Origin of the sequence: Paenibacillus sp. FSL H8-0122, from assembly GCF_038005345.1 — a bacterium.
Classification (GTDB): Bacteria; Bacillota; Bacilli; order Paenibacillales; family Paenibacillaceae; genus Paenibacillus_AQ.
Map to the genome: position 1 here is coordinate 3,528,695 of NZ_JBBOTB010000001.1, position 18,374 is coordinate 3,547,068.

Below are 18,374 nucleotides of genomic sequence, written 5' to 3' on the forward strand. Positions count from 1 at the left end.
ACAACCGGGTTGTTCGTTCATGGACAGGCGGCCGCCGGGATTACTCCGGTATCCACACCTTCATCTCTCCGCTGCCGCGGTTGCCCCACAGATAATACGGAATTGCCGTTACTTCCACCGGCTGTACAGCCGTCCTGGTGCTGCCGTAGAGTCCGCCGCTCCAGCTCTGCTCCTCCACCCTGTAGCCCGCCGCCCGGATTACTACCGCTCCGCCAAGCAGCTCTTCATCGTAAGCTTCCGTGAACCTGCCCTCCTTGCTTAGAGATATTGAGCTTAGCGGCTCGCCGTTATCCGCAGATTCCAGACAATAGACCAGCGGCCCGCGCTGGATCACCGTCTTCCCGGCATTCTCCCGCAGATTCGGATGAGCATATATGCGGTGCGCTTCCATCGGAAGAATCAGCTCGACAGTGTCACCGGCCTGCCACTCCCTGCGGATCACCGCGTAGCCCCGCTCCACAGCTTCAGCAACAGGAACCGGCTCCCCATTCACCCGGATCTTCCCCGCAGCACTCCACGATGGAATACGCAGAGCGATAGCGAACTCTCCGGCCTCCGCCGGATCAACCTTCAGCGTGACCGTGCCCTCCCATGGAAGCTTACTGGACTGAGTGACCTTCACCTCTGTTCCTCCCAGAGTGGTCTTAAGCTCACTTCCGATATACAGGTTCGTATAAAGTGTACCGCTGTGTACAGTGTAAATATACTGGTTCAATGAGGCCAGCAGACGCGCCACATTCGGCGGGCAGCAGGCACAGCCGAACCAGCCCTGGCGCTGCGCCTTCACATGCTGTTTGCCGGGATTGCAGGTGCAGGCCTGTGGCCAGACCTCCAGCGGATTGACGTAGAAATAATGCTTGCCGTCCTGCGCCATCGAGCCGAGCACATTATTATAGAGCGCCCGTTCCATCACATCGGCATAGCGGGCTTCGGGAGCCAATTCCAGCATGCGTCTGGCAAAAAAGATCAGCCCGATCGAAGCGCAGGTCTCCGCATAGACCGTATCGTTAGGCAGATCATAATCAAAGGTGAACGCTTCGCCGTGATGCGTGGACCCAATTCCGCCGGTGATATACATCTGCCTCTCCGTCATATTGTTCCACAGGCGAACGCAGGCTTCGCGCAGTGCTTCATCTCCGGTCAGCCGGGCCAGATCGGCCATGGCCGTATACATATAGACGGCGCGGACGGAGTGTCCTACGGCCACCGTCTGCTCACGGACCGGAATATGGGCTTGATTATAGGCTGTGTCCAGGTGATCTGTCCGGCCCGACCAATGCGAGACCCGGTCCCTATTCTCCCACTCCTGGCGCAGGAAGTTCGGCTCCTGCCCGCGCTGGTCAATGAAGAACAGGCTGAGCTTCAGATACTTCTCTTCCCCTGTCAGCCGGTGCAGCTTCACCAGCGCCAGTTCAATCTCCTGATGACCGTCATAGCCCTTCAGCTTCCCTTCCTCCGGTCCGAACACGGAGTCGATATGGTCGGCCATCCGGCGCATAACATTCAGCAGCTTGTCCTTGCCGGTCGCTTCATAATAAGCCACCGCCGCTTCGATGAAATGACCGGCGCAATACAGCTCGTGGCAGTCCTGAAGATTCGTCCAGCGCTTCCCCGGCTCCTTGACGGTGAAATAAGTATTCAGGTATCCGTCAGCCTGCTGCGCTTCACCCACCAGATCGATCACTTCGTCCGCCTGGCGCTCCAGTTCCGGGTCACGCCGGATGCGGAGTGAATACCCCACCGCCTCCAGCCACTTGGCAACATCGCTGTCCTGGAAGACCATGCCCCCGAACTTGCCCTCTCTTCTTCCGGCAGCGATTTCAAAATTGGCAATAGCATGGCTCGGTTCAGCCCCTGCCACCCGGTCATGCAGCGCCTCATATTGATAAGGAATAACCGTATCCTGCACCAGCCGGATGTACCGTTCCCAGAACTCATCCTGAACGGATGCTCTCTGGACTGACAGCTCTGGATAACCCGGTTGATCCGGTTGCTCTGGTTGAACGGTTGTACCGATCTTTGTACCTGCAAATTCGCTCATTATTGTATCTCCTCCTCAGTATATCTTCCTCGCTAATTGCCATTATAGACGGTACAATGGAACAAAAACAGAATCATAAGCAACTCTGTTTTTGTACTATTTCACACAACTTCTATCTAACATTTAGCGAAGCTGGACCAGAAAATAAGCCTATGTTAAGGAGACGCTAATGACATTTAATCCTTCCTATATTCATCTCGCTGCGCCGCCCTTCCCTTACTTCCTAGAGTGTGGCCGAACCGTATATTTCCCCGGAGACCAGCATCCGAACCGCAGCTGTATGGGCAAATTCGATCTGATTATCGTGGAGCAGGGATGCCTGTACCTTGGAGAGGAGCATACAGAATGGGCGGTAGGCGCCGGGCATACCCTGCTGCTGCTGCCTGACCGCTACCATTATTCTGTCCGGCCGTGTGAGGCTGAGACGATCTTTACCTGGGTTCATTTTCACACGGTAGGAGAGTGGACGGAATCTGCGGGGGAGCCGGTGTATGCAGACCGGGAGGAACATTTCCGGCAGTTCCTTACCCATCCCTATACCATCCGTATTCCCCAGTTCGGACCGCTCCCCGCCCCCTTCGCCCGAAGCGGACAGGCCGGACAGCTGCTGCAGCTGAACCAGGGCAGGCGCTCAAGTGCTGTATGGCAGCAGCAGCGCATCTTCGAGGAGATGCTGCGGACGATGGATCTGGCCCGGCAGGATACGGCCGGAAGCCAGGCGGATGAGATTGCCGAGCTGACGGAGGCCTATCTGCGGAATCATTATGCGGAAGAGGTCACGAACACCTCTCTGGCAGACGCCCTGCATTTTCACTACAACTACCTGGCCCGCTGCATGAAGCGCGTCTACGGGCTTACGCCCATGGAGTACCTGACCGATTACCGGCTGGAGCAGGCCAAGCTGCTGCTGCTTAAGACAGAGATCCCGATCGCGGCAATCGCAGAGCGCACCGGCTTCGAGAGTGCGGCTTACTTCTCCCGGCGTTTCAGCCGCAAGGTCGGAATCTCTCCGCTGCGCTTCCGCAAGCGATATTCCCGCTGAGCATGAATGCACTAGAGCGGAAACCGGGACAAGGTTCATGGTCAATTGATTCGGACAGCGCAGATTTTTTAGCTATTTTTTTCCAGATGGGCGCATAAAGATTAAGACATGCCTCAATTCCGGAGATGTTGACTATGCGATCCTTCCCAAGCTATGTTATTATTCTGCTGGCCAGCCTGCTGATTGCAACTGGAACGAACTTCTTCCTGGTCCCCTATAAAATCCTCGATGGAGGAATTATCGGCATTGCCCTCATTATTAATTATATCTCCGGTGCCAAAATCGGACTCTGCATTATGCTATGCAGTCTGCCTATCTTCCTGCTGGCCTGGTTCCGGCAACGGGAGATCTTCTACAACAGCATTCTCGGTCTGCTGGCTTCCTCCCTGCTGATCGAGCTGCTCTTTCCGCTCCAGTATTACTTCCTGTACTACATTGAGCTGGGCTCCATCTCAAGCGCCATTATCGGCGGCTTCCTGATGGGCACCGGACTCGGGCTGATGCTGCGGTTCAAAGCCAGTACAGGCGGGACCGACCTCCTCGCCAGATTCATCCAACGCTACCTTCCGCTGAATGTCGGCCTGATCATCTTCCTGACGGACTTCCTGATCATCGGAGCTGGCGGTATTCTCATCTCCAAGGAGACCTTTTTCCATTCGATTCTGACGATTGTTTCAGGAGGTGTGGCTACGGGATTATGCACACTGGAAGAGTAAAAACCCGGAATTTGCCGGATGCTATGGAATAAAGGTTGAAATTTTCAGACTTTCAGGCGACAATCGAATAGATAACATTCCCGGGGAGGATTAGCGAAGTTGGATAGTACAAGCACGAATAGCAACACTTCCATACACGACATTGTCGATCTGTGCCTGCTGGCAGGCAAGATCATGCTGCAGAGCGGTGCAGAGACCTACCGTGTGGAGGATACCATGAGCCGGATGGCGGCGGCACTCGGCTTCCCCGGTGCGCATAGCTATGTCACGCCGACGGTCATTATGTTCACCACCAGCCGGACCGAGCCGGTAAAGCTGTTCCGGATCGCTGAACGGACGACAGACCTGCAAAAGGTATCTGAGGTCAATGACATCTCCCGGCGGCTGACCGAACGCCAGCTGACAGCCGCCGAAGCGCGTGAGCGTCTCGGCGTGGTCGATGACGCCGCGCATGCTTACCCGGTATGGGTACAGATCGCAGCGGCAGCCTTGACCGGAGCCTGCTTCACGGTCATGTTCAAGGGCAGCCTGCAGGATGCTCTGCCGTCGCTGCTGATCTCCGGTACAGGCTTCGCAGCGGCCACTTATCTTCATCGTCTGGTGCAGTTTCGCTTCTTCGCGGAATTCATTGCTTCCTTCATTATCGGCCTGCTGGCCTTCTTCTCCGTCAAGCTCGGCGTGGGACGGGAGATGGACAAGATTATCATCGGCTGTGTAATGCCGCTCGTACCGGGGCTGCTCATCACCAATGCGGTCCGTGACCTGATGGCCGGGCATCTGGTATCCGGCATCTCCAAAGGGGCCGACGCCTTTCTGACTGCGTTCGCCATCGGGACCGGCATCGGGCTGGTCCTGTCCATTTTTTAACACCCACTTGAAAGAGGTCTTCCTGCCATGATTTTGCAATTGATCACCAGTTTCATCGCTGCCTCAACCTTCTGCATTCTATTCAATGCACCGGTGCGCGCGCTGCTGCAATGCGGCTTCGCCGGAATGATCGGCTGGATGCTGTACCTGCTGCTGGATTACAGTTCCGATACTGTCGTCGCAACCTTTGGTGCTACCGTTGTGGTCGGACTGATCAGCCAGTTTTTTGCGCGATCCTTCAAGATGCCGGTCATTATCTTCAGTGTCGGCGGCATCATCCCGCTTGTACCGGGCGGTCTTGCGTATGATGCCATGCGGAGGTTCGTGGAGAATGATAATAACCTCGGCATCCAGTATGGGGTTCAGGCGCTACTGCTGTCCGGAGCCATTGCGGCCGGTCTGGTGCTAAGCGAGGTGCTCGGGCAGATGGTTTTGCGTATCAAGAAATTGCCCAAACAACCGTAACGCTCCATTCCACAGACAAGCCCGCTTGCAGCAAGGACCCCGGGTCCCTGCGCAAGCGGGCTTTGTCTATTGTATCAGGTAAAATATATTGCAACACCGGCGCCCTAACAGTCTAATCCTCCCAGATTGAGGTTTCGAGCTGGTCGACGAACCGCCGCAGCCTGCCGGCAATCTTAAGATTAATTGCCCCGTTCTGATACATCTCCTGCACGGTATTCCGCTGCTCCTGAATCGCCTGCAGCTTCAGCTCCAGCTTGTCATCATCCAGTACGCCGTCATTGCTCCAGCCTTCCCCCTGCTCCAGCCTGGATTCCAGCCGTTCGTACTTGTCGATGACCTTCTGTGAGGCGAGCCGGTTCTCATCACTCATTCCTGCACTAACGGCGGATACTGCCGCCTGGCACATCGCAATCTTCGCCGTCCGCGCACTTTCGGCATTCTGCAGGGCGAGCTGTCCCTCTGCCCCGCTGAGCTTACCTGAGAACAGTCCAGAGAACAGCCGCTGAATTTCCGTTAAAGAGAATTTAATCTGCGTATTCAGCCGTTTGCACAGCAGAGACTCCGTATGGTCCAGCAGCTCCTCCATCTTCAGGGCAACAGGCTCCGGCAGCGCCCCGTTCTCCATGATCCGCCGCAGCTCCGAGCGTTCGGCCTCAAGCGCACTCTTGCGTGCCTCGATTCCCAGACGGAGGAACTGCTCATGGGCCGGGTCATGATCCGGTCTTGCAGCACACAGTCTGTCAACCTTATCTGTGAATTCCAGCAGCACAGGCTGTGTTGAGCGCTCCGGGCTCTCAGAGACCAGGCTGCGCAGCATCGACATCCCGGCATCAATGACCACATTTCTGGCCGCCAGCTCCGTATTCCCGTGCACAGCTCCGGCGCTCTGAACTACGGTCTCTTCACTGTCCGCAAGCAGCGGAAGGAAGATGCTGGCGATGACCAGCGACATCAGAATCACTCCTGCCGCCAGCGCAATAATGAGATCCCGCTCCGGAAAAGGTGTCACCCCGTCCCCAAGCACCAGCGGAATGGAGAAGGCACCCGCAAGGGTAACCGCTCCCCTCACCCCTGAGATCGAGGTAATAATCTGTGACTTCAGCGGAGCCTTCTCTGCCTTCAGCCGCTTGCTCTCCCATAAGGAGTAACCATAGACCCACAGAAACCGCAGCACAATCAGCAGCGCCGTGATCGCCAGAACATAGCCGGCAACCATGAAGTTATTCAGCGTCTGATCCCGGTAAATCACCTCGACCACATCCGGAACGGACACGCCGAGAATCAGGAAGACCAGGCCGTTCAGCACCAGCAGCAGTACTGACCAGGTACTGGCAGATACCAATTGAAGCTTATATTGCGGAGAGACGGCCCGGTCCTTCTCAATGGCATACATGACTCCCCCTGCCACAACGGCCAGGATGCCTGAGACCCCGATCTCCTCGCTGATCAAATATATAATGAACGGGGTAAGGATCTGCAGCAGAACATGGATCGTCACATCCTCCATGCCGAATCTGCGGATGAACACGCTGAGCCGGATCAGCAGGAATGACAGCACTGCACCAAGCAGCAGACCTCCTGCAGCAATCAGCACAAAGCTAAGCGAGGCCTTAGGCAGAGAGAACACTCCGGTAACCATGGCTGCAATTGCAAATTTAAAGGCGACCAGGCCGGAGGCATCGTTCATCAGCGATTCTCCTTCGAGAATCCGGTGGATGCTTTTGGGAAGATGAACCCGTCCAGCCAGTGCGCTTACCGCTACCGCATCGGTAGGAGACAGAATAGCCGCCAGTGCGAAGGACGCTGCCAGCGGAATCGAGGGAATCATCCAGTTAATCGCATAGCCCGCCACAAATACCGTGACAAATACCAGTCCCAGTGCCAGCAGCAGAATCGGTGCCCTAAGGTTCCACAGCTCACCGCGCGGCGTCCGCCGCCCGTCATTGAAGAGCAGCGGAGCAATGAATAATACAAAAAACAGCTCAGGCTCGAAGTGCATATGTATTCCCGTCGGAATGAGTGCAGCAATGATTCCTAGTCCGATCTGAATCAGGGGAACCGGGACAAACGGAATGAAGCGGTTCAATATATTCGATACGGCGATTAATCCAAGCATCAACAGCACAGCCAGAAAAGTCTCCAAGTCCATCATCTCCCCGTCTGATAATCAATTATAATATGGCAGTGACCCGGCTAACGTCAACAAACGGAAGGCACAGCGGAAATTACAATCTCCGCCCGAACCTTCCGTTGCCTTATCATTCACGGCTTCCGCCGCTGGTCTAGCAGTAAATAGTAACGCGATGCTGTCCGCCCTGTTATTTTAGCGTTTCACTAGCAGCTGTATGCCTATATTCCACGGGTCCCTTAGAGTGATGATACCGCCCTCTTCTTCCACATGGTATCCGGCTCGCTTCACACGTTCAGCGATTTCATGCACATCCTGAATGTCCGGGAGCAGCAGTGTAAAATAATCGATGCCCGCCGCATTCGCCGGAGCCGCCGGAGCCCCCTTGCCAGCCCAGGTATTCAGTCCCATATGATGATGATAACCCCCAGCCGAAATGAACATGGCCGCATCGCCGTAATGGGCAGTCACCGCGAATCCAAGCGCATCCACGTAGAATTTCTTGGCCTCTGCCAGATCGCCCACATGGAAGTGAACATGACCCATTACAGTGCCGGCAGGCAGCCCGGTCCAGCTCAGGCCCTCCGATGCAGCCAGCAGACCGTCCACATCCACCGGATCGGTGGTCATGACCACGTTGCCTGTTGCTTCATACTTCCAGGTGTCACGGGGCCGGTCGCGGTACAGCTCAATTCCGTTATGATCAGGGTCCTCAATATACAGGGCTTCACTGACCAGATGATCCCCTTGGCCCACCGATATGCCGGAGTCGATCAGATTGCGCAGCACCAGTCCCAGAGAAGGCCGGTCCGGCAGCAGAATCGCAAAATGGTACAGTCCGGCCACCGAGTTCCGGCGCAGCACCTGAGCCTGCTCAATCTCCCGCAGAACCAGCAGCACCTGCTGGCCGTCCGCCGTCAGCTGCACCGTGCGCCCTTGCTGCCGCAGGATTTTCAGTCCGATCACATTCTGGTAAAAGCTGAGCGAGCGCTCCAAATGACTTACACGAATCTGTACAAGTCCAATTTCCAGTGCTTGCGGTAATATAGCTGTTGCTGTCATAGGAATCCCTCCTGAAATGAATATATTCCAAATTCACATAATAACGGTTAGTGTTGACTGTTCCTGTCATGTCCATGCAAAGGCAATTTCAATTTCCGTTACACATTAACTTACTTAAGTATAGTTGCACTCTATATGTTTGTCAATTACTTTTACAATACACATCATGTCAACAAAAAAGCCCAGCCGACAGGCCAGACTCCGAAGCAGTCAATCCATATATTTAGGTTCACCAAGCATCTCTATTGATACATCCTGGGCAGTAATTCTTAATTCGCTTGGCGGGGAATCCATCAGAACTCGAAGCTCGAACCCCTGCTCCACGGCATAAATCTCGTCATACAGCCAGTCCTTCTTCTCCAGCGGCTCCGGCAAGCGCAGCCCGCTCACACCGCTGAATGTCAGCTTAATCTCACACTGATAATGCATCGCCCCGCCGCAGTCCAGAATCATCTCCAGCACACCTGCTGCAGGCATGGCATAAGAGATTACTCTGGCATCATGCAGATTATTCTCTACTAATTGTACGGCATTGGCCGGGAGGTTATCCTTAATGGCTTCATACCCTTTGCGGTATTCTCTGAAATTAGCTTGCAGCCGTTCGTCATACTCCCTACTCCACTGTAACGCGCGTTCCTTGAACTCAGGCGCAGGATAGGTGGAATTTATGGTTCCGTCATGTATCGAAGCGTGGAAGTACCCGGGAAGATATTTCAGCAGATCTTTTTTCATATATTCCAGAAAATCCTTGGCCCGCTCCTCATAGCTGATCCCTTCCGCCACATGCCAGGCCACATCCTCCAGCCAGTCCTGCTCCGTCTCCGGGAAGACCATGAACCCCCGAACCTGCATTTCTTCATACCAGGGTATAGTGAAAAATTTCATCCTGAAGCTTCCTCCACTCTGCAATCTGTAGCGATCCTTAATTCCCGGCTAGCTTCTCCCCCAGATATACTCTGTGCTCCTGCGAAGCCGCCACAATCCAGACCGTCACTTGCTGCTTGCTGAACAGGAACTCGCTATCTACTTTGAGATACGGGAGCTTCGTCCCCCCGAAGGGTCCGTCATTACGTAACATTGCATTCTCCGCCTTCATAATATTCTTCACCTGATCTTCACTCAGGTGCAGGAACCGCGCAGTCTCTGCAAGTGTCATCAACGGATGGTCCTCAGCCTGGCTTTCCGTCTCCGCTCCGGCAGGTGTCGGCAGTTGCATCTCGTAGCCCGCTCTAATCCGATCGCCGATCACGAAGCTGCTGGCAATCAGGCACAGACCCAGAATCAGAGCAGCTCCCAGGATGGTATATTGATTCTTCATGGACAGCATCTCCTTATATGTATGTGTAAAGTTATTCCCAAGCACCTATTCTTCAAAAAAGCGGCCCCGCCGGGTAACCGGCAGGGCCAAAGTCTATTGTAAGGGGGTCATGTGTCTACTATACTGAGCGAAGCTTAAGGACAGATGAAAAACACATAAAGGTTTAATGAAAATGCCAGAATACACTCAGGAAAAAGAAAGACCCTGCCGAGGCACGGCGGGGTCTTCCACAAATGGTTCCACTGGGGGGTGGAGAACTTCACTATACTCCCCGAACCTTAAAAAAACATAAAACGGGGCTGAAGGTTTCCTTAAATTTACTTACATCAGATTCCTGTCTCAAGCCACAGGAATCTGATGTACGATCTGATCCAGGGTGACCTCCTGCAGCACATTCTCCATCGCCTTCTGAGCAAGAGAGAACACTGGAACAATAGCCCCTGCAATGTTCTTGCCTACGGGACACTCCGGGTTCGGATGCTCATGGACAGAGAACAGGGAGTCCTCTTCCACGGCATTCACCGCCTTATAAATCTGCAGCAGCGTAATATCAGCTGCACTGCGGGCAAGCTTCGCTCCGGCCACACCGGGACGAACCTCCACAAGTCCTGCCTTATTCAGCATACCCGTAAGGCGGCGAATCACTACGGGGTTCGTATTCACGCTGCCGGCAATCCACTCGGAGGTGCTTTTGCCGTCTTTATTGCTGTCAATTAAGGTTAGAATATGAATAGCAACCGCAAACCGCGTGCTAATGTTCATAACAATCACTCCTTCACACTAGCCGGAATGCTTCCGCCAGATGCAACTATAATAGTTACATTTAGAGCAATTGTCAATCCCGTGGGGAGTTTGCAGTCAACAGAACACTACTCACTGTCATACGCCTGCAATGCCACCGGCAGGGCTTGAATCACCACATTGCCCACTGCCGGAAGGGGCAGCAGCACTGCGCTGATGATCTCATCACGGGTTGCGCCGAGCGCTTTGGCATGCTTGACATGAAAGGGCAGCCCGCTCTCCAGCCGAACCGCCGCGAGTACGGAGATATAGGCAATCTCCTCGGTTTTGGCATCCAGGCTGCTTGCGGCATCCAGCTTCTTCACGATTTCGCCAAGGGCCCTTTGCTGCTCCGGCGCTTCCTTCATAAATGTCATAAAAGCATGACTGACTTGCGGTACATTGTCCACTTTAATTAACCCTCCGATTCTGGAAACAGATTCTTGCATTCCATATCATAACATCATCTTTAGTATGAGGGTTTCTTGCGTAATGCATACATTACAACTGTTAAATATTCCTATATATAAGATGCACTTAAGGTTCAAACTCTAAGCTGGGTCGTCGCTGCGGTGAACATTTGGACTTCCGGCCGCTGCGTCTTATCTAACTTCACGCACTAGTCAAAATAATCGGCTTGCCCTTGGTGACCACAATCGTATGCTCAAACTGGGCCACGCGGCTGTTGTCGGCCACGCTGAGTGTCCAGCCATCCGGCTGCTGCTCTACAAAATCAGCGCCTGTGGATAGAAACGGCTCGATAGTAATGACCTGTCCTTCTTTCAGCACCGTCGTTACACGCGGATTATAGAAGGGCAGAATCTCAAACGGCTTCTCATGCAACGCTTTGCCGATGCCGTGGCTGCACAGGTTACGCACGACTTTATAGCCGCGCTTCCGTGCTTCCGACTCCATAACCCGGCCGATCTCGTTCACCTTCATGCCCGCCCGGAGATGATTAATCACACTCATCATGGTCTCTTCCGTACTCCGGCAGAGGTGGACTAGCTTCTCATTATAAGGCGGCAGTTGAAACGATACCCCGGCATCGCCAAAATAACCGTTCAGCTCGGCGGAGACATCGATATTGATCAGATCTCCGGCCTGAATTACACGTTGTCCCGGAATTCCATGGGCTACCTCTTCATTCACACTTATACAGGTCGTTCCGGGGAAGTTGTAGGTTACCTTTGGAGCAGATTTGGCGCCAAAACGGCTCAGAATCTTCGCCCCCACTTCATCCAGCTCCGCAGTCGTCATTCCGGGAACTACACTTTTCTTCATCTCGGCGATGGTGTGGCCTACCACTGCACCCGCCGCTTTCAGTCCTTGCATATCCTGGAGCGTCTCGCTCGTCATCCCTGCTCACATTCCTCTCGTTATCAAAGCTTCACCTTGAGTATGTATCCTACAAGTATAACAGCCTTGCTACGCAGAGTGAAATGAACGTACCTCTTAGCTTATTGCACCTACAGCCTTCATCCAGGCTTCGGCGATTAAGGCATGTCCGGCAGGCGAAGGGTGCACGCCATCCCCCGCCCAGAAGGCAGGTTCAGCCTTAACGGATGCTGCTGCGAACAGGCCGTCCAGCGGCACCAGTACAGCGCCGTATTCACGGGCCAGCTCACGGACCACGTGGATTTTGGGGTCCAGATCCTGACGCCAGCCCTTGCGGTCTTCCGGCACCGGCAATACGAACGGCTCCACCAGCACCAGCTTGGCATCCAGATGCTCCCTGATCCGTTCAATCAGATCACGGTAGGACAACTCGAATTCAGCCGCAGTAGTCTCCTGCCCGGAATCATACCACCGCCAGGTATCATTTATGCCTATATAGATAGACACCCAGGTTGGCTTCAGCGCAAGACAATCCCTCTCCCAGCGCTCCTGCAGATCGACCGCCCGGTTGCCGCTGATTCCGCGGTTCAGGAACGTAAGATTCTTCTCCGCATACTGAAGGCCAAGACGGGCGCCCGCCATCAGCGCGTAACCTACACCAAGCGATGAAGCATCGGCGTAATTGCGTCCACAATCCGTGATACTATCCCCCTGGAACAGGATGATATCGTTCTTTTGAAATGGCATGCCTGAAATCCTCCTATGAAAACATCTGTAGTATGTAAACATGATCATTATAGCAAATCAGCTTTCCTGCGGACACGTTTTCATTGAAAATTATTCCTTCTATTTAATAGAAATCCCCCTTAGGTTGCCACATGGCAGCCTCAGGGGGATCTTAGGATAAATGATTAATAGGCCAGACTGAACAAGCCATGGATATGAGTCAGGTAACGGATGTTGCTGGCTTCCTTCATCAGCGTGGCCGGCAGACCCTTCAGCGGAGTGGAGTTACCGCCGACAATGGCTACCCCGTCTTTGCGTCCGAGGCTGGCGAGTGTGCCGGAATTGACCGGGCTGAAGGCCTCCTGCGGTTTATCATTAAGATATGCGAACAGATTGTAGCCAATCAGCTCACCCATCTGCCAGGCGATCTGTGCCGTTGGCGGATAAGGACGGCCATCCGGTGCAAAGACAACAGCGCTGTCTCCGGCTATAAATACATTAGGGTGTGAAGTGGACTGCAGGAACTCATTCACCGTGGCCCGGCCACGGTTGACTTCAAGACCGGATTCGCCAACCAGCGGATTGCCCTGTACCCCGCCGGTCCAGACGAAGGTGTTCGCCACAATCTGCTGCCCATCCTTCAGATCAATCATATTGTCGGATACCTTCGTAACCGGAAGACCCGTCAGGAACTGCACCCCGCGCTTCTCCAGGCTGGCCGTAGCGCGCTCAATCAGATGATCCGGCAGGACGGGGAGAATCTTCGGACCCGCTTCCACGAGCAGAAGCTTGATCTCAGCAGGATTCACTCCATATTGCTTCGTCAGTTTAGGCAGAATATCGGCAATTTCGCCTACCAGCTCTACGCCAGTCAGACCGCCGCCGCCAATCAGAATCGTAGCATCTGCTGCGTTGCGGGTTTTGGAATAGTCACGAATCCGGTCTTCAATATGACGGCGAATCCGCAGCGCATCTGCTGCTGATTTCAGCACCATGCTGTATTCTTCAAGTCCCGGAATACCAAAGTATGCGGTGGTGCTGCCCAGACCGACAACGAGAGCATCATAGGTCAGCATGACGCCGTCCGAGAGAATAACCTGCTTGTTCTCCGGGGAGAACGAATTGACCTTGGCGATTTTCAGATCAATATCTTTACCGGCGAACAGCTTCGCCAGCGGCATGGCAACCGCCTGTTCAGACGCACTGCCCGCTGCAAGCCGGTGCAATTCCGTAATAATCTGATGTGTCGGATACTGATTGACTACTGTTATTTTGGCTTCCGCTTTGCTCATATATTTACGAATGGTTAAGGCGCTAAGCAGGCCGCCGTAGCCTGCACCTAGAATCACTATATGTTTTGACATGATCATTCCTCCATCATTAAGTATTACGGGCTTATTTGCCCGATTGACGTTCACCGCTGACCTGCAGATAGGCATTCATGAACCGGAGAGCCTTCTGTACCTGCGGGTCCTTGATCATCTTCATCATGCCGAACAGGCTGACTGTTTCGCTGCTTGCTTCCGCGCGGTCTTTCGCTTCAATGACTGTAGCCGCCAGATTCTTGGCAGTGCCCATCACAGGACCCGCCATTTCCTTAATCGCACCGACTGTATCATTCTTAAGTACTTCATCTGTGGCAACCGACTGCACAAAATCTAGTGATTTGGACAATACACTAACCATTTGGGTGATCTGCGGCAGCTGCTCGACCAGTACCATCAGAGATTGCTGAACCTCCGGCTTCAAGAGCTCTTTCAGCACATCCTCTTTGGGAAGAGCTGCTTCTGGTATTTCTTGTTCAGGAAGATTTTGGGTAACGGTTTGTGACATATCGAAGTCTCCTTTTACAAATCGTATTCTTACTTAATGACATCCAGGTGAAACTATGTGACTATTATAACACTCTATTTGTTATTATTGTCACAATCTTTTTGCCTTTGCAACCTATTTTTGTGATTATTATCACTTCCTTATCGGTTTTGTCGAAGTCAGCCGTTTAATCAGGTTAAATTTACAAATTATTATGTTTTTAATCATTGACGTACACAGAGAGTCGTGATATCTTAAGCAAGTAACTAAATGTAAGTTTATTAATTAATATCAGCAATTGATTATTACTAAGCAGCATACATAGTAAATGGAGGTAATGACTTATGAGTACTTTTTCCGAATTGGTGCAGGCCCGCAGATCGGCTAATAATTTCGTGGAAGGTGTTACCATCCCGCAGAGTGAGCTCGAAGAGATGTTCTCCCTCGCCCGTCTGGCTCCCTCGGCTTATAATCTTCAGCACACCCATTACAAGGTGATCAGCGATGACAGCGTGAAGGAAGCCATCCGCAAGGACGCGTATGGCCAATACAAGATCCACACTGCTTCTGCTGTTATTGTGGTGCTGGGTGACAAGAATGCCTACCTGCAGGCTCCGGAAATCTATAGCGGGCTTAAGCTGCTGGGAGCGATGAGCGAGGATGCATACGAGCAAACCATTCAATCCATCAACGATGCTTATACCGGGAACGATTCATTCCAGCGGGATGAAGCCATCCGCAACGCTTCTCTGTCGGCGATGCAGTTCATGCTGATTGCCAAGGATAAGGGCTGGGATACCTGCCCGATGATCGGCTTCGATCCGGAGGCTGTGAAGGCTACTCTCGGTCTCGGCGACCATATGGTTCCGGTAATGCTGATTACGATCGGCAAGGACAACCAGCACAAGATCAGACCGCGCGGCTACCGCAAGCCGGTTAATGAATTTGTTGAATTCATCTAATATGGAGTAAGGATGTACGTGTTCACTTGGGTGGACGCTCCGCGAACGGACCGTTGTTCCAATCGCTGTGCTCTCCAGATTTTTTTCATTCCCTATACGGTGAAAATCCGGAGACCAAGGCGACCGCTGCCGCTTTTCCACAATCAGTCCGTTCTCTCCACTGTTTAAGCGGGAAGCATATAAATTTCAATATATAAAAAAGGGTCTTCCGGCTAATAAACCGGAAGACCCTTATTTATATCATCCTGCCGTATTCTTCATCCCATACTCACCGGGCATACTGCAAAATCGCCACAGCCGCACGCTCCTGCCGCTCCACATCCGTGCTGTGCAGGGCCGCCTTCAGAACAGCCAGCGCGTGCGCTACTGTAGCTTCATCCACCTGAACGGAACAGGACCCGGCGTTACTCCCGCCATCCCCTGCCTGATTCCCAAGCCACAGATCCATTCGGGCTGCGGGCAGCACTCCTGAATAGGCAGTTATTCTGCTGTCAGAGGCAAGCAGCTCTGCTACAACCGGATTAACCGCTGCGAGGGGCAGACTCTTCAGCCAGGTGACACCGCGCCGGTGGGCTGTACTATCCTCTGGGCCGCTGTGCCGGGTATCATAGAAGTAATCGCCAAGATCCCCGAGATATACCCACTCTTCATCGGCGATCAGCACGTAATCCCCATCCTGCATCGCATTGACGAAGATGTCTAAGGTATGTGTTGCCCCCTCCAGTTCCCTCCCGCGATAGCCGGCGGCAGCTAACTTGCTGCTGATCTCTTCTCTGCTATGCTTCTCCAGATCACCCGTACCGGGATAACCTGCACATATATAATTATCCTCCAAAAAGGACTTCAGCAGCCCGCTGCCGAGTTCCTCAAGCTTCACCCCATACAAGCTCATTTCCGTATCCTTTCCCTCCAGGCAAAGCTGCCGGAGTCTGCGCAGCATTGAAACCATCCTTTTCATTATACAGCAAAGGCAGTGGGATTTGAATTCGGCAGATTCTAAGGAAAACGCAGAATAATAGCGCTTACAATACCTTTTTCCAAGTTGGGAGTACAAATTAAAAAATTTCAGCTTTTTACTATTCCACGCACGGACGGTATAATTCAGGTATCAGCTCAAGGAAACAGACACTGCAGGAAGAACATAAGCCAGGGCAGAATCTCTGGCAGCTAATCTTAAGCAGCGCTCCTCCTTGTGACTGAGACTATATCTTTGATCCTGACATTCCCGCCTGAAGTGAGTCCCTGCACGAAACGGTATGAGCTTCTTAAAGCTCACAGGCTTCACAATCCCATCCTATCGTGGTAAGCGGATCAGTTGAGAGCAGTTTGAATGTGCAGGATAGGCAAATATACTGCCACCTCGGACCATTTCTACCCGGCTGAGTACAAAGGATAGGATAAGGAGTCTGAGACTAACATGGGTATAGTGGTAACAATATAAACCTCTATTGTTGATGTACTGATCAACGATAGAGGTTTATATGTGTCTGCACGGTCTTACCGCCGCTCTAGGTTAACGCAGGCCTTCCGCCACTTTTAGCAGCATCTCTCTGGTGACTTCAGGCGATCCGGTCCCTACCTCATGCATTATATTTCTCTCCTCGTTCTCCCGCACCTCAATCCAGCGGATGTAAGCATAATAGCCATTGCTGTTATACTCATAGGCCTGGTGATCCTCCACATACAGGGCTTCCTCAGAATTTACCTTCAGATGCTCAACCTTTGTATCCGTCCAAACATCAGATGTTAGCTGTGCCCACGGTGTAAGCGGGGAATAGGTAACGGAGATGAAATCATTCTCGCCCTTAGGACCTTGATATACCAGCTCAGGACTTACCGTCCCAGCCAGCTGGTTGGGTACATTGAAGCTCTTAATCCAGGCATAATGCTCACCGGGCTTCAGCCGTTTGGTTAGAACATTGGTGTATTTTTTAACCCAGGAGTCATCGGTAATGCCCACCGTACTGTCGGATCTTCCTTCGGCAAAATGATATCCTTCCGGCAATCTGCCCGGCACGCTCAGCTTACCAGCGACAGGCTCTATAGCCTTCCTCCAGCTCTCGATATCCTTGAATATCTGCGGACGGTTAATCATACGGAGCTCTTTCATTCCGTTTGTCCTGGCAATTAACAGCATAGCCGATTCATTTACGGCCAGCTGAGACTGAATGTCTGCAATCACCCGCCGGGTCTGGCTGGCAAAGGCTGCAGACTCATTAGCGTCCTGTTGAATGTTCACTTCCAGTCCGGTTGCACCATAAGTAACCTTCCACAACCGCTCCGCGCCATAGACCACACCTCCGAAGAGCATCAGTCCGCAGAGTACCAGGGCGATCCTCGCTGTCCCGCGTACACGTACCGGCCGACCGTTATTTCCCCTTTGCTGCGGCTGATGAAATTGCTCAAAGCCCGCCGCTAACCGCTGCTCCAGCGGCTCCGGCATCGTTGTATGTTGTTTATACCTGTTGAACTCCTGCTTCAGTTGACTCTCGACAGACATGTCCATTCCTCCTTCATCTCATCGTCCGCTGTAAATGCCGAATGCTGCCGCAGCTTACGCAGCGCTTTATGATGCCTGGACTTAGCTGTCCCCAGCGGTATGCCCAAGGCTGAGGCAATCTCATCATAGCTGCACTCCCCATAGTAACGCAGGACAATTACGCTGCGGAGCTTAGGCGGCAGTCCGCTGACCAGCTGCATCAGCTCTCCCTGCTGTTCCTGGACCAGAAGCTGCGCGTCCGCCCCCGGATACAGACTCTCAGATGCATGCTCCCGGCTGCGGTTCATGAGCCGCAGCCTGCGCCAGCTTTTGCGGTTCCAGTTGCTGCATTGCCTGACGATCATACCGTTCAGCCAGGCTCCGAAAGGCCGTTTGCCGTCATACTGCGGCAAGCAGCGGAATAGCTCGATGTAGATTTCATTGACTACATCAGCCACATCAGCCTGCCGGTTCACCAGCAGACTGACGGTTCCGTACACCTGCTGCCTAATGGTGTTATGTAGTAAGGTGAAGGCCTCTTTATCTCCTTGTTCCAGCCTTTGCAGACATTCCCCAAGCTCTTCTTCTGTCATCTTCCTCTCCCCTCTCTATCTTGCTTACACTCTATATTGGTCCGC

At 53.0% G+C, this 18,374-nt stretch carries 19 protein-coding genes; 5 read left to right on the top strand and 14 right to left on the bottom strand.

Annotated elements, in window-relative coordinates; genetic code table 11:
* Positions 1–40: 40 nt before the first annotated feature.
* Positions 41–2,041, bottom strand: coding sequence for a glycoside hydrolase family 127 protein (locus NSS64_RS15520; protein WP_341140678.1), 2,001 nt, complete (start codon positions 2,039–2,041; stop codon positions 41–43).
* 169 nt (positions 2,042–2,210) lie between these two features.
* Here NSS64_RS15520 and NSS64_RS15525 point away from each other — a divergent pair, with 169 nt between their 5' ends.
* From NSS64_RS15525 to NSS64_RS15540, 4 genes are all read left to right on the top strand, one after another.
* Positions 2,211–3,083, top strand: coding sequence for a helix-turn-helix transcriptional regulator (locus NSS64_RS15525; RefSeq protein ID WP_341140679.1), 873 nt, complete (start codon positions 2,211–2,213; stop codon positions 3,081–3,083).
* Between the two features lie 134 nt (positions 3,084–3,217).
* Positions 3,218–3,799, top strand: a complete 582-nt coding sequence (locus tag NSS64_RS15530) for a YitT family protein (RefSeq protein WP_076074206.1) — start codon at positions 3,218–3,220, stop codon at positions 3,797–3,799.
* A gap of 99 nt (positions 3,800–3,898) precedes the next feature.
* The gene (locus tag NSS64_RS15535) at positions 3,899–4,666 is read left to right on the top strand and encodes a threonine/serine exporter family protein (RefSeq protein ID WP_081751313.1); all 768 of its coding nucleotides are present in this window, start codon (positions 3,899–3,901) and stop codon (positions 4,664–4,666) included.
* Positions 4,667–4,693: 27 nt separating this feature from the next.
* Entirely contained in the window at positions 4,694–5,131 is a 438-nt protein-coding gene (locus NSS64_RS15540) for a threonine/serine exporter family protein (RefSeq protein ID WP_340941411.1), read from the top strand.
* A 112-nt stretch (positions 5,132–5,243) separates the two neighbouring features.
* Here the strand turns inward: NSS64_RS15540 and NSS64_RS15545 are convergent, their stop codons facing one another.
* From NSS64_RS15545 to NSS64_RS15590, 10 genes are all read right to left on the bottom strand, one after another.
* On the bottom strand, positions 5,244–7,274 hold the full coding sequence (locus tag NSS64_RS15545; protein ID WP_341140680.1) for a Na+/H+ antiporter: 2,031 nt from the start codon (positions 7,272–7,274) through the stop codon (positions 5,244–5,246).
* A 180-nt stretch (positions 7,275–7,454) separates the two neighbouring features.
* Complete coding sequence (locus NSS64_RS15550) at positions 7,455–8,321, bottom strand: VOC family protein (RefSeq protein WP_341140681.1); 867 nt, start codon at positions 8,319–8,321, stop codon at positions 7,455–7,457.
* Between the two features lie 210 nt (positions 8,322–8,531).
* A complete protein-coding gene (locus tag NSS64_RS15555) occupies positions 8,532–9,206 on the bottom strand; it encodes a DUF4085 family protein (protein WP_341140682.1) in 675 nt (224 codons plus the stop codon).
* Positions 9,207–9,243: 37 nt separating this feature from the next.
* Positions 9,244–9,639: a hypothetical protein gene (locus NSS64_RS15560; RefSeq protein ID WP_341140683.1), complete on the bottom strand. Its 396-nt coding sequence runs from the start codon at positions 9,637–9,639 to the stop codon at positions 9,244–9,246.
* Positions 9,640–9,978: 339 nt separating this feature from the next.
* Entirely contained in the window at positions 9,979–10,401 is a 423-nt protein-coding gene (locus NSS64_RS15565) for an Rrf2 family transcriptional regulator (protein ID WP_036695058.1), read from the bottom strand.
* Between the two features lie 107 nt (positions 10,402–10,508).
* The gene (locus NSS64_RS15570) at positions 10,509–10,796 is read right to left on the bottom strand and encodes a carboxymuconolactone decarboxylase family protein (RefSeq protein WP_341142821.1); all 288 of its coding nucleotides are present in this window, start codon (positions 10,794–10,796) and stop codon (positions 10,509–10,511) included.
* 235 nt (positions 10,797–11,031) lie between these two features.
* Positions 11,032–11,778: a type I methionyl aminopeptidase gene (gene map, locus NSS64_RS15575; RefSeq protein ID WP_340941423.1), complete on the bottom strand. Its 747-nt coding sequence runs from the start codon at positions 11,776–11,778 to the stop codon at positions 11,032–11,034.
* A gap of 96 nt (positions 11,779–11,874) precedes the next feature.
* Positions 11,875–12,504: an SGNH/GDSL hydrolase family protein gene (locus NSS64_RS15580; protein WP_341140684.1), complete on the bottom strand. Its 630-nt coding sequence runs from the start codon at positions 12,502–12,504 to the stop codon at positions 11,875–11,877.
* A gap of 164 nt (positions 12,505–12,668) precedes the next feature.
* Positions 12,669–13,847, bottom strand: a complete 1,179-nt coding sequence (locus tag NSS64_RS15585) for an NAD(P)/FAD-dependent oxidoreductase (protein WP_341140685.1) — start codon at positions 13,845–13,847, stop codon at positions 12,669–12,671.
* 31 nt (positions 13,848–13,878) lie between these two features.
* A complete protein-coding gene (locus NSS64_RS15590) occupies positions 13,879–14,316 on the bottom strand; it encodes a DUF1641 domain-containing protein (protein ID WP_341140686.1) in 438 nt (145 codons plus the stop codon).
* 323 nt (positions 14,317–14,639) lie between these two features.
* Between NSS64_RS15590 and NSS64_RS15595 the strand changes: the two genes are divergently transcribed.
* Entirely contained in the window at positions 14,640–15,257 is a 618-nt protein-coding gene (locus tag NSS64_RS15595; protein WP_341140687.1) for a nitroreductase family protein, read from the top strand.
* A 268-nt stretch (positions 15,258–15,525) separates the two neighbouring features.
* Here NSS64_RS15595 and NSS64_RS15600 read toward each other — a convergent pair whose 3' ends face one another.
* The 3 genes from NSS64_RS15600 to NSS64_RS15610 form a co-directional block, all read right to left on the bottom strand.
* A complete protein-coding gene (locus NSS64_RS15600) occupies positions 15,526–16,197 on the bottom strand; it encodes a hypothetical protein (RefSeq protein ID WP_341140688.1) in 672 nt (223 codons plus the stop codon).
* A 573-nt stretch (positions 16,198–16,770) separates the two neighbouring features.
* The gene (locus tag NSS64_RS15605; RefSeq protein WP_341140689.1) at positions 16,771–17,757 is read right to left on the bottom strand and encodes a hypothetical protein; all 987 of its coding nucleotides are present in this window, start codon (positions 17,755–17,757) and stop codon (positions 16,771–16,773) included.
* Positions 17,736–18,329, bottom strand: a complete 594-nt coding sequence (locus tag NSS64_RS15610; protein WP_340941434.1) for a sigma-70 family RNA polymerase sigma factor — start codon at positions 18,327–18,329, stop codon at positions 17,736–17,738. The genes NSS64_RS15605 and NSS64_RS15610 overlap by 22 nt, the downstream gene beginning before the upstream one ends.
* Positions 18,330–18,374: the final 45 nt, after the last annotated feature.

Coding starts and splice junctions, on each gene's coding strand:
- NSS64_RS15525 (WP_341140679.1), top strand. CDS start 2,211: ATGACATTTAATCCTTCCTATATTCATCTCGCTGCGCCGCCCTTCCCT.
- NSS64_RS15560 (WP_341140683.1), bottom strand. CDS start 9,639: ATGAAGAATCAATATACCATCCTGGGAGCTGCTCTGATTCTGGGTCTG.
- NSS64_RS15610 (WP_340941434.1), bottom strand. CDS start 18,329: ATGACAGAAGAAGAGCTTGGGGAATGTCTGCAAAGGCTGGAACAAGGA.
- NSS64_RS15590 (WP_341140686.1), bottom strand. CDS start 14,316: ATGTCACAAACCGTTACCCAAAATCTTCCTGAACAAGAAATACCAGAA.
- NSS64_RS15580 (WP_341140684.1), bottom strand. CDS start 12,504: ATGCCATTTCAAAAGAACGATATCATCCTGTTCCAGGGGGATAGTATC.
- NSS64_RS15540 (WP_340941411.1), top strand. CDS start 4,694: ATGATTTTGCAATTGATCACCAGTTTCATCGCTGCCTCAACCTTCTGC.
- NSS64_RS15600 (WP_341140688.1), bottom strand. CDS start 16,197: ATGCTGCGCAGACTCCGGCAGCTTTGCCTGGAGGGAAAGGATACGGAA.
- NSS64_RS15565 (WP_036695058.1), bottom strand. CDS start 10,401: ATGAACATTAGCACGCGGTTTGCGGTTGCTATTCATATTCTAACCTTA.
- NSS64_RS15550 (WP_341140681.1), bottom strand. CDS start 8,321: ATGACAGCAACAGCTATATTACCGCAAGCACTGGAAATTGGACTTGTA.
- NSS64_RS15595 (WP_341140687.1), top strand. CDS start 14,640: ATGAGTACTTTTTCCGAATTGGTGCAGGCCCGCAGATCGGCTAATAAT.
- map (WP_340941423.1), bottom strand. CDS start 11,778: ATGACGAGCGAGACGCTCCAGGATATGCAAGGACTGAAAGCGGCGGGT.
- NSS64_RS15605 (WP_341140689.1), bottom strand. CDS start 17,757: ATGTCTGTCGAGAGTCAACTGAAGCAGGAGTTCAACAGGTATAAACAA.
- NSS64_RS15585 (WP_341140685.1), bottom strand. CDS start 13,847: ATGTCAAAACATATAGTGATTCTAGGTGCAGGCTACGGCGGCCTGCTT.
- NSS64_RS15520 (WP_341140678.1), bottom strand. CDS start 2,041: ATGAGCGAATTTGCAGGTACAAAGATCGGTACAACCGTTCAACCAGAG.
- NSS64_RS15555 (WP_341140682.1), bottom strand. CDS start 9,206: ATGAAATTTTTCACTATACCCTGGTATGAAGAAATGCAGGTTCGGGGG.
- NSS64_RS15530 (WP_076074206.1), top strand. CDS start 3,218: ATGCGATCCTTCCCAAGCTATGTTATTATTCTGCTGGCCAGCCTGCTG.
- NSS64_RS15570 (WP_341142821.1), bottom strand. CDS start 10,796: ATGACATTTATGAAGGAAGCGCCGGAGCAGCAAAGGGCCCTTGGCGAA.